This is a genomic window from Streptomyces sp. NPDC050549 (assembly GCF_040655035.1).
In the GTDB taxonomy this organism is placed as follows: Bacteria; Actinomycetota; Actinomycetes; order Streptomycetales; family Streptomycetaceae; genus Streptomyces.
Window position 1 is genome coordinate 216,927 of the sequence record NZ_JBFAJD010000011.1, and the last position, 15,675, is coordinate 232,601.

Below are 15,675 nucleotides of genomic sequence, written 5' to 3' on the forward strand. Positions count from 1 at the left end.
CGGATGTTCAGCCCCGAAGGTCCCAGTCTGCGTGAACTCGCCGTCCAGGCACTGTCGTCCGTCGAGCACGGGTACGACCTGCTCGCGCCCAAGTTCGACCACACCCCCTTCCGGACACCGGCCCCGGTGCTCGACGCGGTGGCCTCGGCACTGCGGAGCATCGGGCCCTTCGACGACGGACTCGACCTGTGCTGCGGCACCGGCGCGGGCGCCGACGCGCTGACGACGGTGTGCCGGAAGAGCGTCACCGGCGTCGACTTCAGCGCGGGCATGCTCGCGGTCGCGCGAGAGCGCGTGAAGAGCGACGAACCCCGGGTGTCGTGGGTGCGCGGTGATGCCCGGGCCCTGCCGTTCGGGCGCGAATTCGACCTGGTGGTCAGCTTCGGCGCGTTCGGCCACTTCCTGCCCCGCGAACTGCCGGGGCTCTTCGGCCAGGTCCACTCCGTGCTGCGGCCCGGCGGGTGCTTCGCGTTCCCCCTCCTCGCGCCGCCGCCCGCCACCTCGCCCGCGTACTGGATGATGTCCGGTTTCGACGCGGTGATGAAGATCCGCAACGCCGTCTGGCGACCGCCCTTCGTCATGTACTACCGGGACTTCCAACTCGGCTTCGTGCAGCGGGAGTTGAGGCGGATCGGATTCGACGTGGACCTGTACGCCCTGCCCGGGTTCGGGTACCGCGCCGACGGCAGCCCCCGGGCCCGCGTGGTCGCGGCACGGCGGCGGCCGTAGGGGCTCCGTTGTCGGGGGACGGGTGATCTCCTACGCTGAGCGGGCGGGTGACCAGGAGTACTGTCCGGGAACGGAGTTGAGCATGCTCAGCAAGGGTGAAGCCGCCGAAGCCGTCCGCCAGGCCAAGGTGAAGACCGGTGTCACATGGGCCCAACTGGCGGAGGCCGTGGGCCGGCCGCTCGCCTGGACCACCGCGGCCCTGCTGGGGCAGCACCCCATGACCAAGGACGAGGCGACGACGGCCGCCGCTCTCCTCGAACTCGGCGAGGACGCCGCCCTCGCCTTCCAACTCCAGCCGACTCGCGGCGCGTTGGACGCGGCGGTTCCCGTGGACCCCACGATCTACCGGCTCTACGAGGTCATCCAGGTCTATGGCCCCACCATCAAGGAACTGATCCACGAGCAGTGCGGCGACGGCATCATGAGCGCCATCAACTTCCGCCTCGACGTCAGCCGTGTGCCCGACCCCGCGGGCGACCGGGTCGTCATCACCCTCGACGGGAAGTATCTGCAGTACCAGTGGGAGTGATCGTGGCTCAGTGACGCCTGCGGGAGTTGAGCCGGGCGGCCTGGCGGGTCAGGTGGTCGCGTTCGGCGAGGTTGGGGGCCTTGTGCGCCGCCTCGGCGTACAGCCGGGCAGCCGCCGTCAGGTCGCCGTCCCGTTCGTGGAGGTAGGCCGCCACCGCCGTATGACGGGGGAGTGAGTTGTCGAGTGCCGCGAGCGCGGCGAGGCCGGCGCGCGGGCCGTCGGCCTCACCGACCGCCACCGCGCGGTTGAGGCGGACCACCGGGCTGTCGGTCAGGCCGACGAGTTCGTCGTACCACTCGACGATCTGCACCCAGTCCGTCTCCCCGGCGGTGGGCGCGTCCGCGTGCAGCGCCGCGATCGCCGCCTGCGCCTGGAACTCACCCAACCGGTCGCGGGCGAGGGCGAGTTGGAGGATCGTGACGCCCTCGGCGATCAACGTGGTGTCCCACCGGTCGCGGTCCTGCTCGGCGAGCGGCACCAGACTGCCGTCGGGAGCGGTCCGGGCGGCGCGCCGGGCGTGGTGGAGCAGCATGAGGGCGAGCAGGCCCGAGACCTCGGGGTGGTCGATCATGCCCGCGACCTGCCGGGTGAGCCGGATCGCCTCGGCGGCGAGGTCGACATCGCCGGAGTAGCCCTCGTTGAAGACCAGGTAGAGGACGCGCAGCACGGTGGCGACATCGCCGGGCCGGTCGAACCGCACACCGGAGACGGTGCGCTTGGCCCGGCTGATGCGCTGCGCCATGGTCGCCTCGGGCACCAGATAGGCCTGGGCGATCTGCCGGGTGGTGAGCCCGCCGACGGCGCGCAGCGTGAGCGCGACCGCCGACGACGGCGTCAACGACGGGTGGGCGCACAGGAAGTAGAGCTGGAGCGTGTCGTCCGTCGCGGGCGCGGGGCCGGGCGGCGGCTCCTCGTCCACGAGGTCCTCGCGCCTGCGGCGGGCCGTGTCCGCGCGCGTCGCGTCGAGGAACCGCCGCCAGGCCACCGTGACGAGCCACCCCTTCGGGTCGCGCGGCGGATCGTCCGGCCACACCCGGACCGCCTCGACGAGCGCGTCCTGTACGGCGTCCTCGGCCGCCGCGAAGTCGGCTCCGCGGCGGACGAGGATCCCGAGCACGCTCGGCGTGAGGCTTCTCAGCAGGACTTCGTTCACTTGAAGGTGCAGTCCGTGGTGGTGGAGTGCACGCCCAGGAACGGGCGCAGTTCCAGCCACTCGTGGATCGGCCTGCCGCCGGCCCCGGGTGCGGCCGACAGCTCACCGGCCAGTTCCACGGCGCGTTCGTAGCTGTCGACGTCGATCACCATCCAGCCGGCGATGACGTCCTTGGTCTCGGCGAACGGGCCGTCGGTGACCGGCGGGCGCCCCTCACCGTCGTAGCGGACGAACGTCCCCTCGGGCGAGAGTGCCTGGCTGTCCACGTACTCGCCGGTCTTCTCCAGCCCGGCCGCGAAGTCGTTCATGTACTGCACGTGGGCCGTGATCTCCTCGGGCGTCCACTGGTCCATGGGGACGTCGTTCACGGCTGCGGGCGCGCCGCGGTAGTGCTTCAGCAGCAGGTACTTGGCCATGGTCGTTCTCCTCGGTGCTGGTGCGACCCATTGTGGTCGCGTTCACCTCGGGGACGGAGCCGGGCGCGGGTTCTCGACATCACCGGGCGGATTTCTTCGCGCGAGTTTCGCGGGGGAGGGCGGAAAGGGAGGCGTACTCACTCCTCTTCCCTTCTTAACGTATAGCGCACCGGGGGGCTTGCGGCAAGGCCCCCGTGGTACCGCAGAATGTCCGGCCTGAGGGCATGACCTGCGGAAATGGGAGTCGTGGAATGCGTGTGCTGTTGACGACGTGGGGATCGCGCGGGGATGTCGAACCCGTCGCGGGACTCGCGGCCCGACTGCTGGAACTCGGCGCGGAGGTGCGCGTCGCCGCGCCGCCGGACGAGGAGTTCGTGGAGCTGCTGGACAGGGCCGGGGTGCCGCTGGTGCCGCTCGGACCGTCGGTGTGCTCGGTGGTGACCGCGGCGAAGCCGCCGACGGCGGCGACCGCGTTCCGGCTCGCGCCCGAGCTGGTCGCCGCCCGGTACGGGACGCTGATGCCGGCGGCCGAGGGCTGCGACGTGCTGCTGGCGAGCGGCCTGATGCCGACCGGCGCCCGCTCGGTGGCCGAGAAACTGGGCATCCGCTACGTGTTCGCCTGCTTCCACACGGCAGGGCTGCCGTCGTCGAAGTACCGGCCGCCGACGCGGCCCGGCCATCAGTCCTCGCCGGACGAGACCGACATCAAGGTGCTGTGGGAGGAGGACGCCAAGCGGGTGAACGCCCTGTACCGCGAGGCCGAGAACCGGCACCGGGCGGCGATCGGCCTGCCGCCCGTCGACAACGTCCGCGACCACGCGTTCACCGAGCGGCCGTGGCTGGCCACGGACCCGGACCTGTTCCCGTGGCAGGACCAGACGGATCTCGACCTCGTGGTGACCGGACCGTGGATCCTGCCCGACGAGCGCCCGCTCCCCGCGGATCTGGAGGCGTTCCTGAAGGCGGGCGAGGAGCCGGTGTACGTGGGCTTCGGCAGCATGGCACTCCGTACCTCGCCCGACATGGCGCGGGACGCCGTAGCAGCGGCGCGGGCGCAGGGACGCCGTGTCGTTCTCGGCCGCGGCTGGGCGGGCCTGGCTCCCATCGACGACCGGAACGACTGCTTCGTCGTGGGCGAGGTCAGTCACCAGGCGCTGTTCCGCCGGGTGGCCGCGGTCGTTCACCACGGCGGTGCGGGCACCACGACGGCGGCCACGCAGTCCGGCGCACCCCAGGTGGTCGTGCCGCAGATCGTGGACCAGCCATACTGGGCCGCACGGGTTGCCGAACTGGGCATCGGCGTCGCACACGACGGGCCGACGCCGACCTACGACTCCCTGTCGGCCGCACTCACCACCGTCCTGACCCCCGAGGTCCGGGCCCGGGCCCGGACCGTGGCCGGCCGGCTCCGTACCGACGGGACGACAGTGGCCGCGAAACTGCTCCTCGACCCGGCCGGCGGGGAAAGGACGCCCGCACGCGCGTGAACCGGCCCGACCCCGAACACGAGAACCCGTACGCATCGGTCCCCACGGCCTGCCGCCCGCACGGCCGTGAACGACCGCAGATCGGAATTGATGCCGTGAACCCCCTGACCACCAGCGCCTTCGACCTTCCCGACCGTCTCTCAGCCAAGGCCGACCCGGCGCTGATCGCCGGCGACGAGCAGCACTTCGCTGCCATCGCGGAGTCCCTGGAGCAGTCGATCGCGGAACTGACCGAGCGCCTCGACGCCGAGCGCAGGGCGCCCGGGGGCATCGGCCGGGCGGCGATGGACCGGGACACGGAGATCCACCGGCTCACCACACGGCTGCGGACACTGCGTCGCTTCGGCCTGGATCTGTGCCTCGGCCACATGGTCGACGCCGACACCTCCGAGCCCGTCTACATCGGGCGGCTCGGCCTCACCGACAGCACGGGCCGACGGCTGCTGCTCGACTGGCGGTCCCCGGCGGCCGAGCCGTTCTTCGGCGCCACCCACGCCAACCCGATGGGCCTCGCGAGCCGCCGCAGGTACCGCTGGACCCGTGGCCGCATCGGCGACTACTGGGACGAGGTCTTCACGGCGGACGGCTTCGCCGGGCACGCCGCGCTCGACGACCAGTCCGCCTTCATCGCCAGCCTCGGCGGCAACCGCTCCGGCCGTATGCGCGATGTGCTCGGCACCATCCAGGCCGACCAGGACGCCATCATCCGCGCGGGATCACGTGGCGCGCTCGTCGTCGACGGCGGCCCCGGCACCGGCAAGACCGTCGTCGCCCTGCACCGCTCCGCCTACCTCCTCTACTCCGACCCGCGCCTCGGCCACCGCAGGGGCGGTGTGCTGTTCGTCGGTCCGCACCGGCCCTACCTGGACTACGTCGCCGACGTCCTCCCCAGCCTCGGCGAGGAGGGCGTGCAGACCTGCATCCTGCGGGACCTCGTCGACGAGGGAGCCGCGGCAGGCATCGAGGCCGACCCGGAGGTGGCCCGCCTGAAGTCGTCCGTGCAGCTGGTGGGGGCGATCGAGCCGGCCGTCCGGTTCTACGAGGAGCCGCCCACCAAGGGCATGAACGTCACCACTCACTGGTCCGACATCTGGCTCAGCGCCGAGGACTGGGCCGTCGCCTTCGAGGCGGCCGAACCCGGCACCCCGCACAACGAGGGACGCGAGCAGGTCTGGCAGGAACTGCTCACGATCCTGGTCGACAAGCACGAGGACACCGGCTCGGCCCAGGACGGGGCGGTCACGCCCGCACTGCTCCGCAAGTCGCTGCGGCAGAACCGCGAACTCCTCACCGCCTTCAACCGCGCCTGGCCGCTGCTCGAAGCGGCCGACCTCGTCGGCGACCTGTGGACGGTGCCCGCCTACCTGCGCAAGTGCGCCCCCTCGCTGAGCCGCGAGGACGTCCAGCGGCTGCAGCGAGAGGACGCCCAAGCCTGGACGGTGTCCGACCTGCCGCTGCTGGACGCGGCGCGACAGCGGCTGGGCGACCCGGAGTCCGCGCGCCGTAAGCGCCGGCAGGAGGCCGCGGTCGCCGCCGAACACGCCCGCAGGACCGACGTCATCGACAGCCTGCTGCAGAACGTCGAGATCGACGAGAGCGAGGGCGCGATGGGCATGCTGCACGGACAGGACCTGCGCGACGCACTGATCGACGAGGCGGCCCAGCCCGGCATCGAACCCGACCTGCTCGCCGGGCCGTTCGCGCACATCGTCGTGGACGAGGCCCAGGAACTCACCGACGCGGAATGGCAGATGCTGCTCCTGCGCTGCCCGTCCCGCAGCTTCACCGTCGTCGGTGACCGCGCCCAGGCCCGGCACGGCTTCACCGAGTCGTGGCAGGAACGGCTGAAGCGGATCGGCCTCGACCGGATTGACCTGGCCTCCCTGACCATCAACTACCGCACCCCGGAAGAGATCATGACGGAGGCCGAGCCGGTCATCCGCGCCGTGCTCCCGGACGCCAACGTGCCGACCTCGATCCGCAGCAGCGGCATCCCTGTCGTCCACGGGCCCGTCTCGGACCTGGAGCCGGTCCTCGACACCTGGCTCGCCGCACACACCGAGGGGACCGCCTGCGTCATCGGTGACCCGTCCTTCCGGGCGACACCCCGCGTCCGGTCGCTGACTCCCGAGCTGTCCAAGGGACTTGAGTTCGACCTGGTCGTGCTCGTCGACCCGCAGACGTTCGGCAAGGGCATCGAGGGAGCCGTCGACCACTATGTGGCGATGACCCGGGCGACCCAGCAGCTCGTCGTCCTCACGAGCGAGTAACACCGGGCGGCGCGCGGCGAGTTCGGTATCGGTCCCGCCGCGCGCCATGCCCCGGCCCGGGATTCAGCCCGCCGACGGGACCGTGAACTCGTAGATCAGGGCGTCCTGTTGGGCCTCCACGACCAGGTCGGTGATCTCCAGCGGACGCGCGTACTGGTCGTGCACGCGCCGGGTCACCCGTACCGAGGGCGCGTTCGCGACCTGGGTGATGGCGTCCCGGTGGTGCAGGGTCAGCCCGGCCCGGCGCATCCAGTCGTAGGCGCGCCGGAGTTGGGCGGAGGCGGAGCCGTCGGCACGGCCGCGGTAGCGGGCCAGTTCCTCCACCTCGGCCAGTGCCACCGCCGAGAAGGAGGTGACGGCCGTACGCAGTCCGCTGCCGTCGGCCGCCGCGGACGCGTAGCGGTGCACCAGGGTCGGGCGGTGCGGGGCGAGCCCCAGGGCCTCGGCGTGCTCGGGCGGGGGAGTCTCCCAGGTCACGGAGGTCCGGTCGAAGCCGGTCGGGTCGGTGCTCCGGGCGCCGACCGGGAAGGTGAGGGAGGACGGGGACTCGACCGGCAGACCGGGCAGCGTGGCGTGGCTGCCGCGCCGGTCGGTGGCGACCAGGCCGTCCCTGCGCAGCACCTCCAGCGCCTGTCGTACGGTCTCCCGGCTGACCTGGAAGTGTTCGGCCAACTGCCGCTCGCCGGGCAGGCGTTCGCCCGGCGGGATGGTGCCGTCGTGGAGCTCGCCGAGCAGTTGGGTGGCGACCTTCCCGTAGAGGGGCTGGTCGTCGGCGGTCGGGTGGTGGGGGGTGGTGCGGGCCATGCCGCGCCTCCTGTTGGTGACAAGACTGAGGGCAGAACTGGTGACAAGACGTAGCCGTGCGGGCTCGTTGCGCGACCAGATCTAGCATTGGTCTAAACCACCAGGGAAGAGCGGCAGGGCAGTTAGGCCGAAACCGACCCGCGCCGAGCACCCCTCACAGTGCGCCGTAAAGGGCGCCGATCAGGGCCAACTTCCGTGGGTCGTCGGCGATATGAGGCCCCATCCGGTTCATCGCGTAGCCCAGCGACACGCCCGCGTCCGGGTCGGCCAGACCGCAGGAGCCGCCGAAGCCGTCGTGTCCGAAAGCCCTCGGGTCGGGGCCGTACGAGCCGTTGGGGCCGCTGAGCCACAGGCCGAGCCCGATCTCCGTCTCGTGCGCGAAGCCCGCGCCCAGCACCAGGTCACGGCAGCTGCCCTGGCCCTCGCGCACCCGCTCGGCCGCCTCGGGGGAGAGGATCCGGTGGCCGCCGTAGGAACCGCGTCCGGCGAAGACGCCGTACAGCGCGGCGATCGCGCGTGCGGTCCCGTGGCCGTTCGCCGCCGGGATCTCCGCGGCACGCCACTCCGGGGTGTTGGCCTCGGCCGCGCCCGCGACCGGGTTGGTCAGTGCGGCGATGGCGGCGGGCGTCAACTGGCTGAAGATCGCGGCCTGTTCACTGCTCGACGCGACGGGCGGATGCACCAGCTCGGCCGCCCGTCCGGCCTCCTTCTCCGGCAGCCCGATGGTGAAGTCGATGCCGAGCGGGCCGGTGACCTCCCGTTCCAGGAACGCGCCCGGCAGCAACCCCGAGACCCGGCGCACGACTTCGCCGACGAGGAAGCCGAAGGTGAGGGCGTGGTACCCGGACCGGGTCCCCGGCTCCCACCAGGGCTCCATGGCGGCGAGCCGCCGAGTCGTCAACTCCCAGTCGTAGAGCTGCGCGAGGGAGTGCGGCTCGCGCAGGCCGGCCAGCCCCGCGCGGTGCGACAGCAGGTGTCGTACGAGAACGTTCTCCTTGCCGGCGGCGGCGAACTCCGGCCAGTACGTCGCCACTGGGGCATCGAGGTCGAGCAGGCCCCGGTCGGCGAGGATGTGGGCGCACAGGGCCACCGGGCCCTTGGTCGTGGACCACACGTTGACCACCGTGTCGCGCTCCCAGGGGCGGGTCCGGGCCGCGTCGGCCCAGCCGCCCCACAGGTCGACCACGGTCTCGCCCTCCAGCGTGACGCTCACGGCGGCGCCCAGTTCGTCCCGGTCCCGGAAGTTCTCCTCGAACGCCGTGCGCACCGCCGTGAAGCGCGGGTCGCAGTGGCCGTCGATGGCTGGCTGGTGCTCGGACATGGTGCCTCCGTGGTCCGCCGTGAGTCCGGGCCGCGACGCTGCGACCCGGACCCCCTGAACATACCGACTGGTCGGACTGGACGGAAGGTGTCGTACGTTCAGTTGAGGAACAGCTCGCCGGCCGGCTCCCGGTGCCCCGGTTCCGTGTGCCAGTAGTCGCGGGTCTCCACGGCCAGACCGGCGGCGTCGAAGCGTACGAAGACACAGCCGGCGAGTGTGGTCGGCTCACCGTCCTCGACCGACCACACCCGGAACTCCGCGACAGCGACGCCGTGTCGGCCGACGACCGGCGTCGAGAACCGCACGTCGCCCACCTGCTCCGCCGCGAACGACCAGCGCAGATACGCGGCCAACCCGGCCCGCCCGCGGTGCGGTTCACGGAACGGCATCGAGCGATGGACGCAGTCCTCGGCGTACAGTTCCAGCAGCGCGTCCACATCGTGCTCGGCCCAGGCCCGCGCCCAGACGCGCACGAACCGCTCGGCGGCCTCACCCGTGGTCATGTCCATACGGCACCCCTCAGACGTACGACCGCAACCAGTCCAGCTTGACCGCCTCCTGGTAAGGGCCGCCGCCCTCATGGTCGTTGAAGTCGTAGACCTCTATCCGCTTGTCCTCGTGCGCCCAGGCGTTGAACGCGGCGAACACGGTCGAGGGCGGGCAGGTCTGGTCCTCCAGGCCGGTCGAGAAGAGGGCGGGGGCTCGGCCACGGGCCGCGAAGTGGACGCCGTCGAAGTACGACAGCGTGCGCAGCGCGTCCTCGGTGCGGCCACGATGGGTCTTCAGGTAATTGCCGATCTCCCGGTACGGGTCGCGGTCCGTGAGGGTCGCGGCGCGCGGGTAGTCGCACAGGAACGGCACGTCCGGCGCGACCCCGGCCAGGTCGCCGACCAGTCCGCCCACGGCGAGGGTGATGCCGCCGCCCTGGCTGGCGCCGAGCGCCACCGTGCGCGCGGGGTCGACCGACGGGTGCGAGCGGGCCGCCTCGACAGCTCTCACCCCGTCCGTGAACACACGGCGGTAGTAGTAGTTCTCGGGGGCGTCGATGCCCCGGGTCATGAATCCGGGGTACGCGGGCGCGCCGCCCACCGGGTCCGGGGTGCCACCGCCGCCGCCCCAAGCGCTGCCCTGACCCCGCGTGTCCATGATGAAGTGCGCGCGGCCCGTCGACGCCCACAGCAGGTTCTCGTGGGGGAGACCCCGCCCACCGCCGTAACCGACGAACTCCACTACCAGCGGCAGGGGTTGGGCCGCGCCGGCCGGCAGCCGCAGCCAGCCCTTCACCGGGTGACCGCCGAAGCCGGCGAACGTCACGTCGTACACCCGCACCGTGGACAGCCCCGTGTCGACCGGTTCGAAGCGGGCGTCGAGATCGTGCTCGCGGGCCTCCCGGAGGGTCTTGGACCAGAAGGCGTCGAAGTCCTCGGGCTCGGCGGACTCGCTGCGGTACTCACGGAGTTCGCCGAGCGGAAGGTCGAACAGGGCCATCGAAGACCACCTTTGTGAAGGGTGAGCGCGGATGATCGCACCGTACGTGTGACATCGGAGGACTCGCCAGTCTCGTGCGGCGCCCCGCGCCTACCATGTCGGCATGTCGTCAGCCGTGGATCTGCTGGTCAAGGACGCCGGACTGCTCGTCGTGGACGACGGGCGCGAGATCCCGGGCGGCTGGATCGCCGTCACGGGTGGTCGGGTCACCGCCGTAGGCGCCGGAGGATCCGAGCCCGAAGCCGCTACGACCGTCCCGGCGACCGGGCGACTCGTCACCCCGGGCCTGATCAACACCCATCACCACATCTACCAGAACCTCACCCGCTCCTACGCGCCCGCCGTCAACGGCACCCTCTTCGACTGGCTGACCACGCTCTATCCGCTGTGGGCGAGCCTCGACGAGGAGGCCGCATACGTATCGGCGTACGTCGGTATGGCGGAACTCCTCATGGGCGGCTGCACCACATCCTCCGACCACCTCTATGTGCATCCGCGCCCCTTCCTGGTCGACGCCGAGATCCGCGCCGCCCGCGACATCGGCTTCCGCTTCCACGCGACGCGCGGTTCGATGACCCGGTCCGTCGAGGACGGGGGACTGCCGCCGAGGAGCGTCACCCAGAGCACCAACGAGGTGCTCGCCGACAGCGAGCGACTGATCAAGGCCCACCACGACCCGGAACCCGGCGCGCTGATCCGCGTCGCGCTCGCACCCTGCTCGCCGTTCTCGGTCACCAAGGACGTGATGACGGCGACCGCGGAACTCGCCGAGCGGTACGACGTACGGCTGCACACCCACCTCGCCGAGGACCGGGACGAGGACAGCTACTGCCTGGAGACCTACGGCTGCCGGCCCGTCGAGTACTTCGAGGACACCGGGTGGATGAGCGACCGCACCTGGGTCGCGCACTGCATCTACCCGAACGACGACGAACTGCGCCGCCTCGCCGCCGCCGGCGTGGGTGTGGCGCACTGCCCCAGCTCCAACATGCTGATCGGCGGTGGCACGGCCCGGGTCAAGGAGATGCGTGAACTCGGTCTGCCGGTCGGGATCGGCTGTGACGGCTCCGCCTCCACCGACCACGCCTCGCTGTGGATGGAGACCCGGGGTGCCCTGCTGCTCGGACGCTACCGGGGCGGCCCCGGTGCGATGACCGCGCGCGACGCCCTCGGCATCGCGACCCGCGGCTCGGCGCGCTGCCTGGGCCGAGCCGACGAGCTGGGGCACCTGCGGCCGGGCGCGTGCGCCGACCTGGTCGTCTGGGATCTGCACGAAGTCGCCCTGGCCGGCGCGCTGAGCGACCCCGTCGAGGCATGGCTGCGCTGCGGGCCTGCGCGGGCGTGGACCACGGTCGTGGGCGGGCGGATCCTCGTCGACCGGGGCGAACCGGTGCTGCCCGCGCTGGGGGATGTGCTGCGGGACCATGGGCGGATCGCGCGGCGGATGCAGCGGGGGGTGTAACGGCGGTCCATGTGCGGCGGTCACACGGCCCCTGTTTCGTGGCCCTCGGGTCACGCCCGCCGTCGGGTCCACTGCGGTTCGGTGAGAGCCCAGTCCCGTTCCCACTCGGCCGACCGGTGGCGCAGGGAGACCCGGCGGATGACTGCGGAGCCGAGCAGCACCACCCCCACCACACCGCCCGTGGTCCAGGCGCCGACCGTCAACGTGTGCTGCCAGACGGCCACTTCACCCGCGGGCTGTGCGACGTTGTGGCCCCGGGTGTCGAACCAGACGTTCACCACGTCACCGCGCCCCGTCCCCGCAGGGACCGCGGCCGTGGCCGTACGCGGTCCTCTGCCCGGTTCCGTCCAGCGCACCGCCACCAGGAAGCTGCGCGGGCGGCTGCCCTCCACCGACGGCAGTTCGGCGGGCGGCCTGCCGATCACCTCCGCGCGGACCCGATGGCGGTCGGCGCGCTGGGCGGCGGCGACGGCCCGGGCCTGGTCGTGGGCCCACAGGCCCGCTGCGGCACCGGCCAGTGGCGCGCAGACGAACAGCAGGACGGCGACGGCCACCGCCGTCCACGTTTCCACGACGTCCGACCGGCGCCGCAGTGGATTGTGCCGCCTTCGCCGACTCCGTATCCGGTTCCGCATGTCGACCTCCTCGCCGTCACCGGAGCCGAGGAGCGCGAAGAGATCCCGCTGTCTCGACACCGCGCACGCATGCGAGCGTCCACACAGCAGTCGTACCCCCTCCGAGGCACTTCCCTCAACCGGAGCCGGAGAGATCTGCAGGCGTGGGCCTCAGCCGAAGCGCTCGATACGGATGCGGTCCACCGGCTGCCCCGCCTCGACCAGCAGCCGCGACGCATGTTCGGCGAACCCGTTCGAGCCGCACACATAGGCCTCCCACCCACCGGCAGGCTGCTCGGCCAGGAGCGGCGCCACATGTGCCGCGGCCATACGTCCCACCGGCACACCCTGTGGCGCGCTGCGCGTAAAGACGGTCGTCGTCTCGCCGCCGTACTCCCGCGCGTAGATCAACTCCTCGGGACCGCGCGCCGACACCACAAGCCGCAGCGGCACGGACAGCCGCCGCGCCCGGTGCTGCCGGAGCATCGACATCAGCGGTACGACCCCGGAACCGGCGCCCAGCAGCAGCGCGGGCCGGTCGCCCGGCCAGGCGAAGAAGCCGCTCAGCGGGCCGCGCACCTCGACCTGGTCCCCGGGCTCGGCCACCGTGTGGAACCAGCCGGAGACCTCGCCGCCCTCGACATGGTCCAGGGTCAGTTCCACATGCCCGGTGTCGTCCGGGTGCGAGGCGATCGAGTAGTGGCGCTGCGCCACATAGCCGTCCGCGGCGCGCAGCCGCAGCATCAGGTGCTGGCCCGCGAGATGGCCGCCCCAGCCGGGCACCGCGAACCGGAACGTCGAGGCGTGCGGGGTCTCCCGGCGGATCTCGGTGAGCGTGGCGGTCTGCCACACGGCGGCGGCCCGGTTGCTCACGGCGATGCGTCCCGGCACCGCGAACCTGGTGGTGGGGGCGGAGGTGTCAGTCACCGGAGTACCGCTGTTCCTCCCAGGGGTTGCCCCGGGCGTGGTAGCCGTTCTGTTCCCAGAAGCCCGGCTCGTCGTGGTCGAGGAGACGCAGGCCCGCGATCCACTTGGCGCTCTTCCAGAAGTACAGGTGCGGCACCAGCAGCCGGGCGGGACCGCCGTGCTCGGCGGGCAGCGGCTTCCCGTCGTACTCCCACGCGATCCAGGCACGTCCGCCGGTGACGTCGGAGAGCGGCAGGTTCGTGGTGTACCCGGTGTGCGAATAGGCCACGACATGTGTGGCGGACACATGGGGCCGCACCACATCGAGGAACGCGTCCAGCGAGACGCCCCCGAACCGCACCCCGAACTTCGACCAGCTCGTCACACAGTGGATGTCACCCTCGTAGGCCGACGCGGGCAGTTCATGGACCTGCGCCCAGTTCCAGGTGCGCGGCTCCTCGACCAGCCCGTCGACGCGGAACGTCCAGTCGGCGGGTGCCAGTTCGGGGGTGACCTCGGCGGACAGGACGGGCCAGTCGTCGCCCGCGTCGTACTGGCCGGGCGGCAGGCCGGCGTCGGGGACGCGGGGACGCCCGGTGAAGCCTCGGGTGACGTGCATACGGGTGGAGCCTCCAGGTCGCTGCGGCGCGGGTCCGCCGGGCGAGCGTGATCAGCGGGTTCTCGTTTCAACGGTACGCGTCCACCGGGTATGCCCAGGTCCGAGGGGTACCGCCGATCATTGCGGCCGTATGAACTCTCCGGGCTCCGGGGAATAGCCGTCCGGTGGTCGACCTTGGTCTTGAGTGCCGGCGATGACTGCGAGGGAGAGTGAGGGAGCCGATGCCGAAGGCATACGTCTTCACGCGTTACGGGGGACCTGAGACGGAGGCGGTCGTAGAGGTCGACCGGCCGAGTCCCGGTCCCGGTGAAGTCCTTGTCGCGGTGCGCGCGGCCGGGGTGAACCCGGTCGACTGGAAGCTGCGCACCGGCTACCGGCGGCCCGGCGAGACGGACACACGCACGTTCCCCGCGGTCTTCGGCAACGAGGTCTCCGGCGTCGTCGAGGAGATCGGCGCGGGCGTGGACGGCATCGCCGTCGGCGACGAGGTCTTCGGCAACACGGTGGCCGGCGGCTACGCCGAGTACGCCCTGCTGCCCGTGACGGTCACCGCGCACAAGCCCGCCGGGCTGTCCTTCCGGGACGCCGCCACCCTCCCCGTCGCCGCGGCGACCGCCTACGACGGCATCCGCCAGCTCGACCTGCCCGCAGACGCGACCGTGCTGGTCACCGGCGCGGGCGGCGGCGTCGGCTCCGCGGCCCTGCAGATCGCCCGCGCCCTCGGACTGCGCACCGTGGGCGTGGCGAGCGAGGGCAAGAAGGCCTTCGTGGAGTCGTTGGGCGCCGTCCACGTCCCGTCCGGACCGGACCTGGCCGTACGGGTGCGGGCGGTCGCCCCGGACGGTGTCGACGGCGTCTACGACCTCGTCGGCGGCGACGTGCTCGCCGAGGCCGCGACCCTGCTCACCGACCCCGCCAAGCTGATCACCGCCGGGGCTCCCGCCCCCGAGGTGGAGAAGCTCGGCGGCGCCCGCGTCGAGCGCGCCCGCACCACGGCCGTACTCGACGAGGTCGCGCGACTCGTGGTCGGCGGCCGACTGCACCCGCACGTGACCGAGACCTTCCCGCTGGACCGGGCGGGCGAAGCCCTGCGCACCGTCGAGGACGGCCACGCGCGCGGCAAGATCGTGATCGAGGTCGCCGCGTGAGCACGTCCGACGAACGCGTCCTCGACAACCCCGCCCGCGCCGCCCTCACCGGCCCGCACGCCCACTTCGCCGAGCGGCGCGGCCGGATCCTGCGCTACCCGGTCGACGTGTCTCCGTGGCTGGCCCTGCCCGAGGAGCCCGACGCCGACGACTGGGCGGACGTCGCCGCGCTCGCCGGTCCCGGCGCCGAGATCGCGCTCTTCGGCTGCAGGGGACAGGTGCCCGACGACTGGGAGGTCACCTTCGACATCGACGGCGTACAGATGGTCGACGAAGGGCTGGCCGCCGCACCGGACCCGGAGGCGGTCCTCCTCGGCCCGGCCGACGTCCCCGAGATGCTCGACCTGGTGGAACGGACCAGGCCGGGCCCCTTCCTTCCCCGCACCGTCGAACTCGGTACGTACCTGGGCATCCGCCGCGACGGCGCTCTCGTCGCCATGGCCGGAGAACGGCTCCACCCGCCCGGCTGGACCGAGATCAGCGCCGTCTGCACCGACCCCGCCGTTCGCGGCCAGGGCCTCGCCGGCCGCCTGATCCTCGCCGTCGCCCACGGCATCCGCGAACGTGGCGAGACCCCGTTCCTGCACACCGGGGCGGGCAACACCACCGCGATACGGCTCTACGAGTCCCTGGGCTTCCGGTTGCGCCGGACCACCGCGTTCCTCGCGGCACGGGCGCCGGAGCACCTGACCGAGAACCGGGCCGTCGGGGTGTCGTAGGACAGGACCG

At 72.0% G+C, this 15,675-nt stretch carries 16 protein-coding genes; 7 read left to right on the forward strand and 9 right to left on the reverse strand.

The genetic code is table 11. The features are described from left to right. Positions 1 to 3: 3 nt before the first annotated feature. Complete coding sequence (locus tag AB0I51_RS18945) at positions 4 to 729, forward strand: class I SAM-dependent methyltransferase (RefSeq protein WP_362976448.1); 726 nt, start codon at positions 4 to 6, stop codon at positions 727 to 729. 82 nt (positions 730 to 811) lie between these two features. Beyond that, the gene (gene cynS, locus AB0I51_RS18950; protein WP_362976450.1) at positions 812 to 1,258 is read left to right on the forward strand and encodes a cyanase; all 447 of its coding nucleotides are present in this window, start codon (positions 812 to 814) and stop codon (positions 1,256 to 1,258) included. Between the two features lie 7 nt (positions 1,259 to 1,265). On the opposite strand, the gene AB0I51_RS18955 is transcribed toward cynS, so the two are convergent. Then, positions 1,266 to 2,411 carry a DUF6596 domain-containing protein gene (locus tag AB0I51_RS18955; protein WP_362976452.1) on the reverse strand — a complete coding sequence of 382 codons (1,146 nt, stop codon included), beginning with the start codon at positions 2,409 to 2,411 and terminating at the stop codon, positions 1,266 to 1,268. After that, positions 2,408 to 2,827, reverse strand: a complete 420-nt coding sequence (locus AB0I51_RS18960; protein ID WP_362976454.1) for a YciI family protein — start codon at positions 2,825 to 2,827, stop codon at positions 2,408 to 2,410. Before AB0I51_RS18960 ends, AB0I51_RS18955 begins: the two co-directional genes overlap by 4 nt. Positions 2,828 to 3,078: 251 nt before the next feature. Here AB0I51_RS18960 and AB0I51_RS18965 point away from each other — a divergent pair, with 251 nt between their 5' ends. After that, positions 3,079 to 4,314, forward strand: a complete 1,236-nt coding sequence (locus tag AB0I51_RS18965) for a glycosyltransferase (protein WP_362976456.1) — start codon at positions 3,079 to 3,081, stop codon at positions 4,312 to 4,314. 95 nt (positions 4,315 to 4,409) lie between these two features. After that, positions 4,410 to 6,584, forward strand: a complete 2,175-nt coding sequence (gene helR / locus AB0I51_RS18970) for an RNA polymerase recycling motor ATPase HelR (protein ID WP_362976458.1) — start codon at positions 4,410 to 4,412, stop codon at positions 6,582 to 6,584. Between the two features lie 63 nt (positions 6,585 to 6,647). Here helR and AB0I51_RS18975 read toward each other — a convergent pair whose 3' ends face one another. The 4 genes from AB0I51_RS18975 to AB0I51_RS18990 all read right to left on the reverse strand — a co-directional run bounded on the left by AB0I51_RS18975 (position 6,648) and on the right by AB0I51_RS18990 (position 10,197). Beyond that, the gene (locus AB0I51_RS18975) at positions 6,648 to 7,388 is read right to left on the reverse strand and encodes a GntR family transcriptional regulator (RefSeq protein WP_362976460.1); all 741 of its coding nucleotides are present in this window, start codon (positions 7,386 to 7,388) and stop codon (positions 6,648 to 6,650) included. 154 nt (positions 7,389 to 7,542) lie between these two features. Then, a complete protein-coding gene (locus AB0I51_RS18980) occupies positions 7,543 to 8,709 on the reverse strand; it encodes a serine hydrolase domain-containing protein (protein ID WP_362976462.1) in 1,167 nt (388 codons plus the stop codon). Between the two features lie 98 nt (positions 8,710 to 8,807). Continuing rightward, positions 8,808 to 9,212, reverse strand: coding sequence for a nuclear transport factor 2 family protein (locus AB0I51_RS18985; protein WP_362976464.1), 405 nt, complete (start codon positions 9,210 to 9,212; stop codon positions 8,808 to 8,810). A 16-nt stretch (positions 9,213 to 9,228) separates the two neighbouring features. Continuing rightward, a complete protein-coding gene (locus AB0I51_RS18990) occupies positions 9,229 to 10,197 on the reverse strand; it encodes an acetylxylan esterase (protein ID WP_362976465.1) in 969 nt (322 codons plus the stop codon). Positions 10,198 to 10,300: 103 nt separating this feature from the next. Here AB0I51_RS18990 and AB0I51_RS18995 point away from each other — a divergent pair, with 103 nt between their 5' ends. Further along, the gene (locus tag AB0I51_RS18995) at positions 10,301 to 11,659 is read left to right on the forward strand and encodes an 8-oxoguanine deaminase (protein WP_362976467.1); all 1,359 of its coding nucleotides are present in this window, start codon (positions 10,301 to 10,303) and stop codon (positions 11,657 to 11,659) included. Positions 11,660 to 11,709: 50 nt separating this feature from the next. On the opposite strand, the gene AB0I51_RS19000 is transcribed toward AB0I51_RS18995, so the two are convergent. The 3 genes from AB0I51_RS19000 to AB0I51_RS19010 form a co-directional block, all read right to left on the reverse strand. Further along, positions 11,710 to 12,294, reverse strand: a complete 585-nt coding sequence (locus tag AB0I51_RS19000) for a hypothetical protein (RefSeq protein ID WP_362976532.1) — start codon at positions 12,292 to 12,294, stop codon at positions 11,710 to 11,712. A 150-nt stretch (positions 12,295 to 12,444) separates the two neighbouring features. Further along, positions 12,445 to 13,200: a ferredoxin reductase gene (locus AB0I51_RS19005; protein ID WP_362976469.1), complete on the reverse strand. Its 756-nt coding sequence runs from the start codon at positions 13,198 to 13,200 to the stop codon at positions 12,445 to 12,447. Beyond that, entirely contained in the window at positions 13,193 to 13,798 is a 606-nt protein-coding gene (locus AB0I51_RS19010) for a sulfite oxidase-like oxidoreductase (RefSeq protein WP_362976471.1), read from the reverse strand. The genes AB0I51_RS19005 and AB0I51_RS19010 overlap by 8 nt, the downstream gene beginning before the upstream one ends. Positions 13,799 to 14,019: 221 nt before the next feature. On the opposite strand from AB0I51_RS19010, the gene AB0I51_RS19015 reads away from it, so the two are divergent. Both AB0I51_RS19015 and AB0I51_RS19020 read left to right on the forward strand, forming a co-directional pair. Beyond that, positions 14,020 to 14,946, forward strand: a complete 927-nt coding sequence (locus tag AB0I51_RS19015; protein ID WP_362976473.1) for an NADP-dependent oxidoreductase — start codon at positions 14,020 to 14,022, stop codon at positions 14,944 to 14,946. Further along, on the forward strand, positions 14,943 to 15,665 hold the full coding sequence (locus tag AB0I51_RS19020) for a GNAT family N-acetyltransferase (protein ID WP_362976475.1): 723 nt from the start codon (positions 14,943 to 14,945) through the stop codon (positions 15,663 to 15,665). The genes AB0I51_RS19015 and AB0I51_RS19020 overlap by 4 nt, the downstream gene beginning before the upstream one ends. Positions 15,666 to 15,675 lie beyond the last annotated feature (10 nt).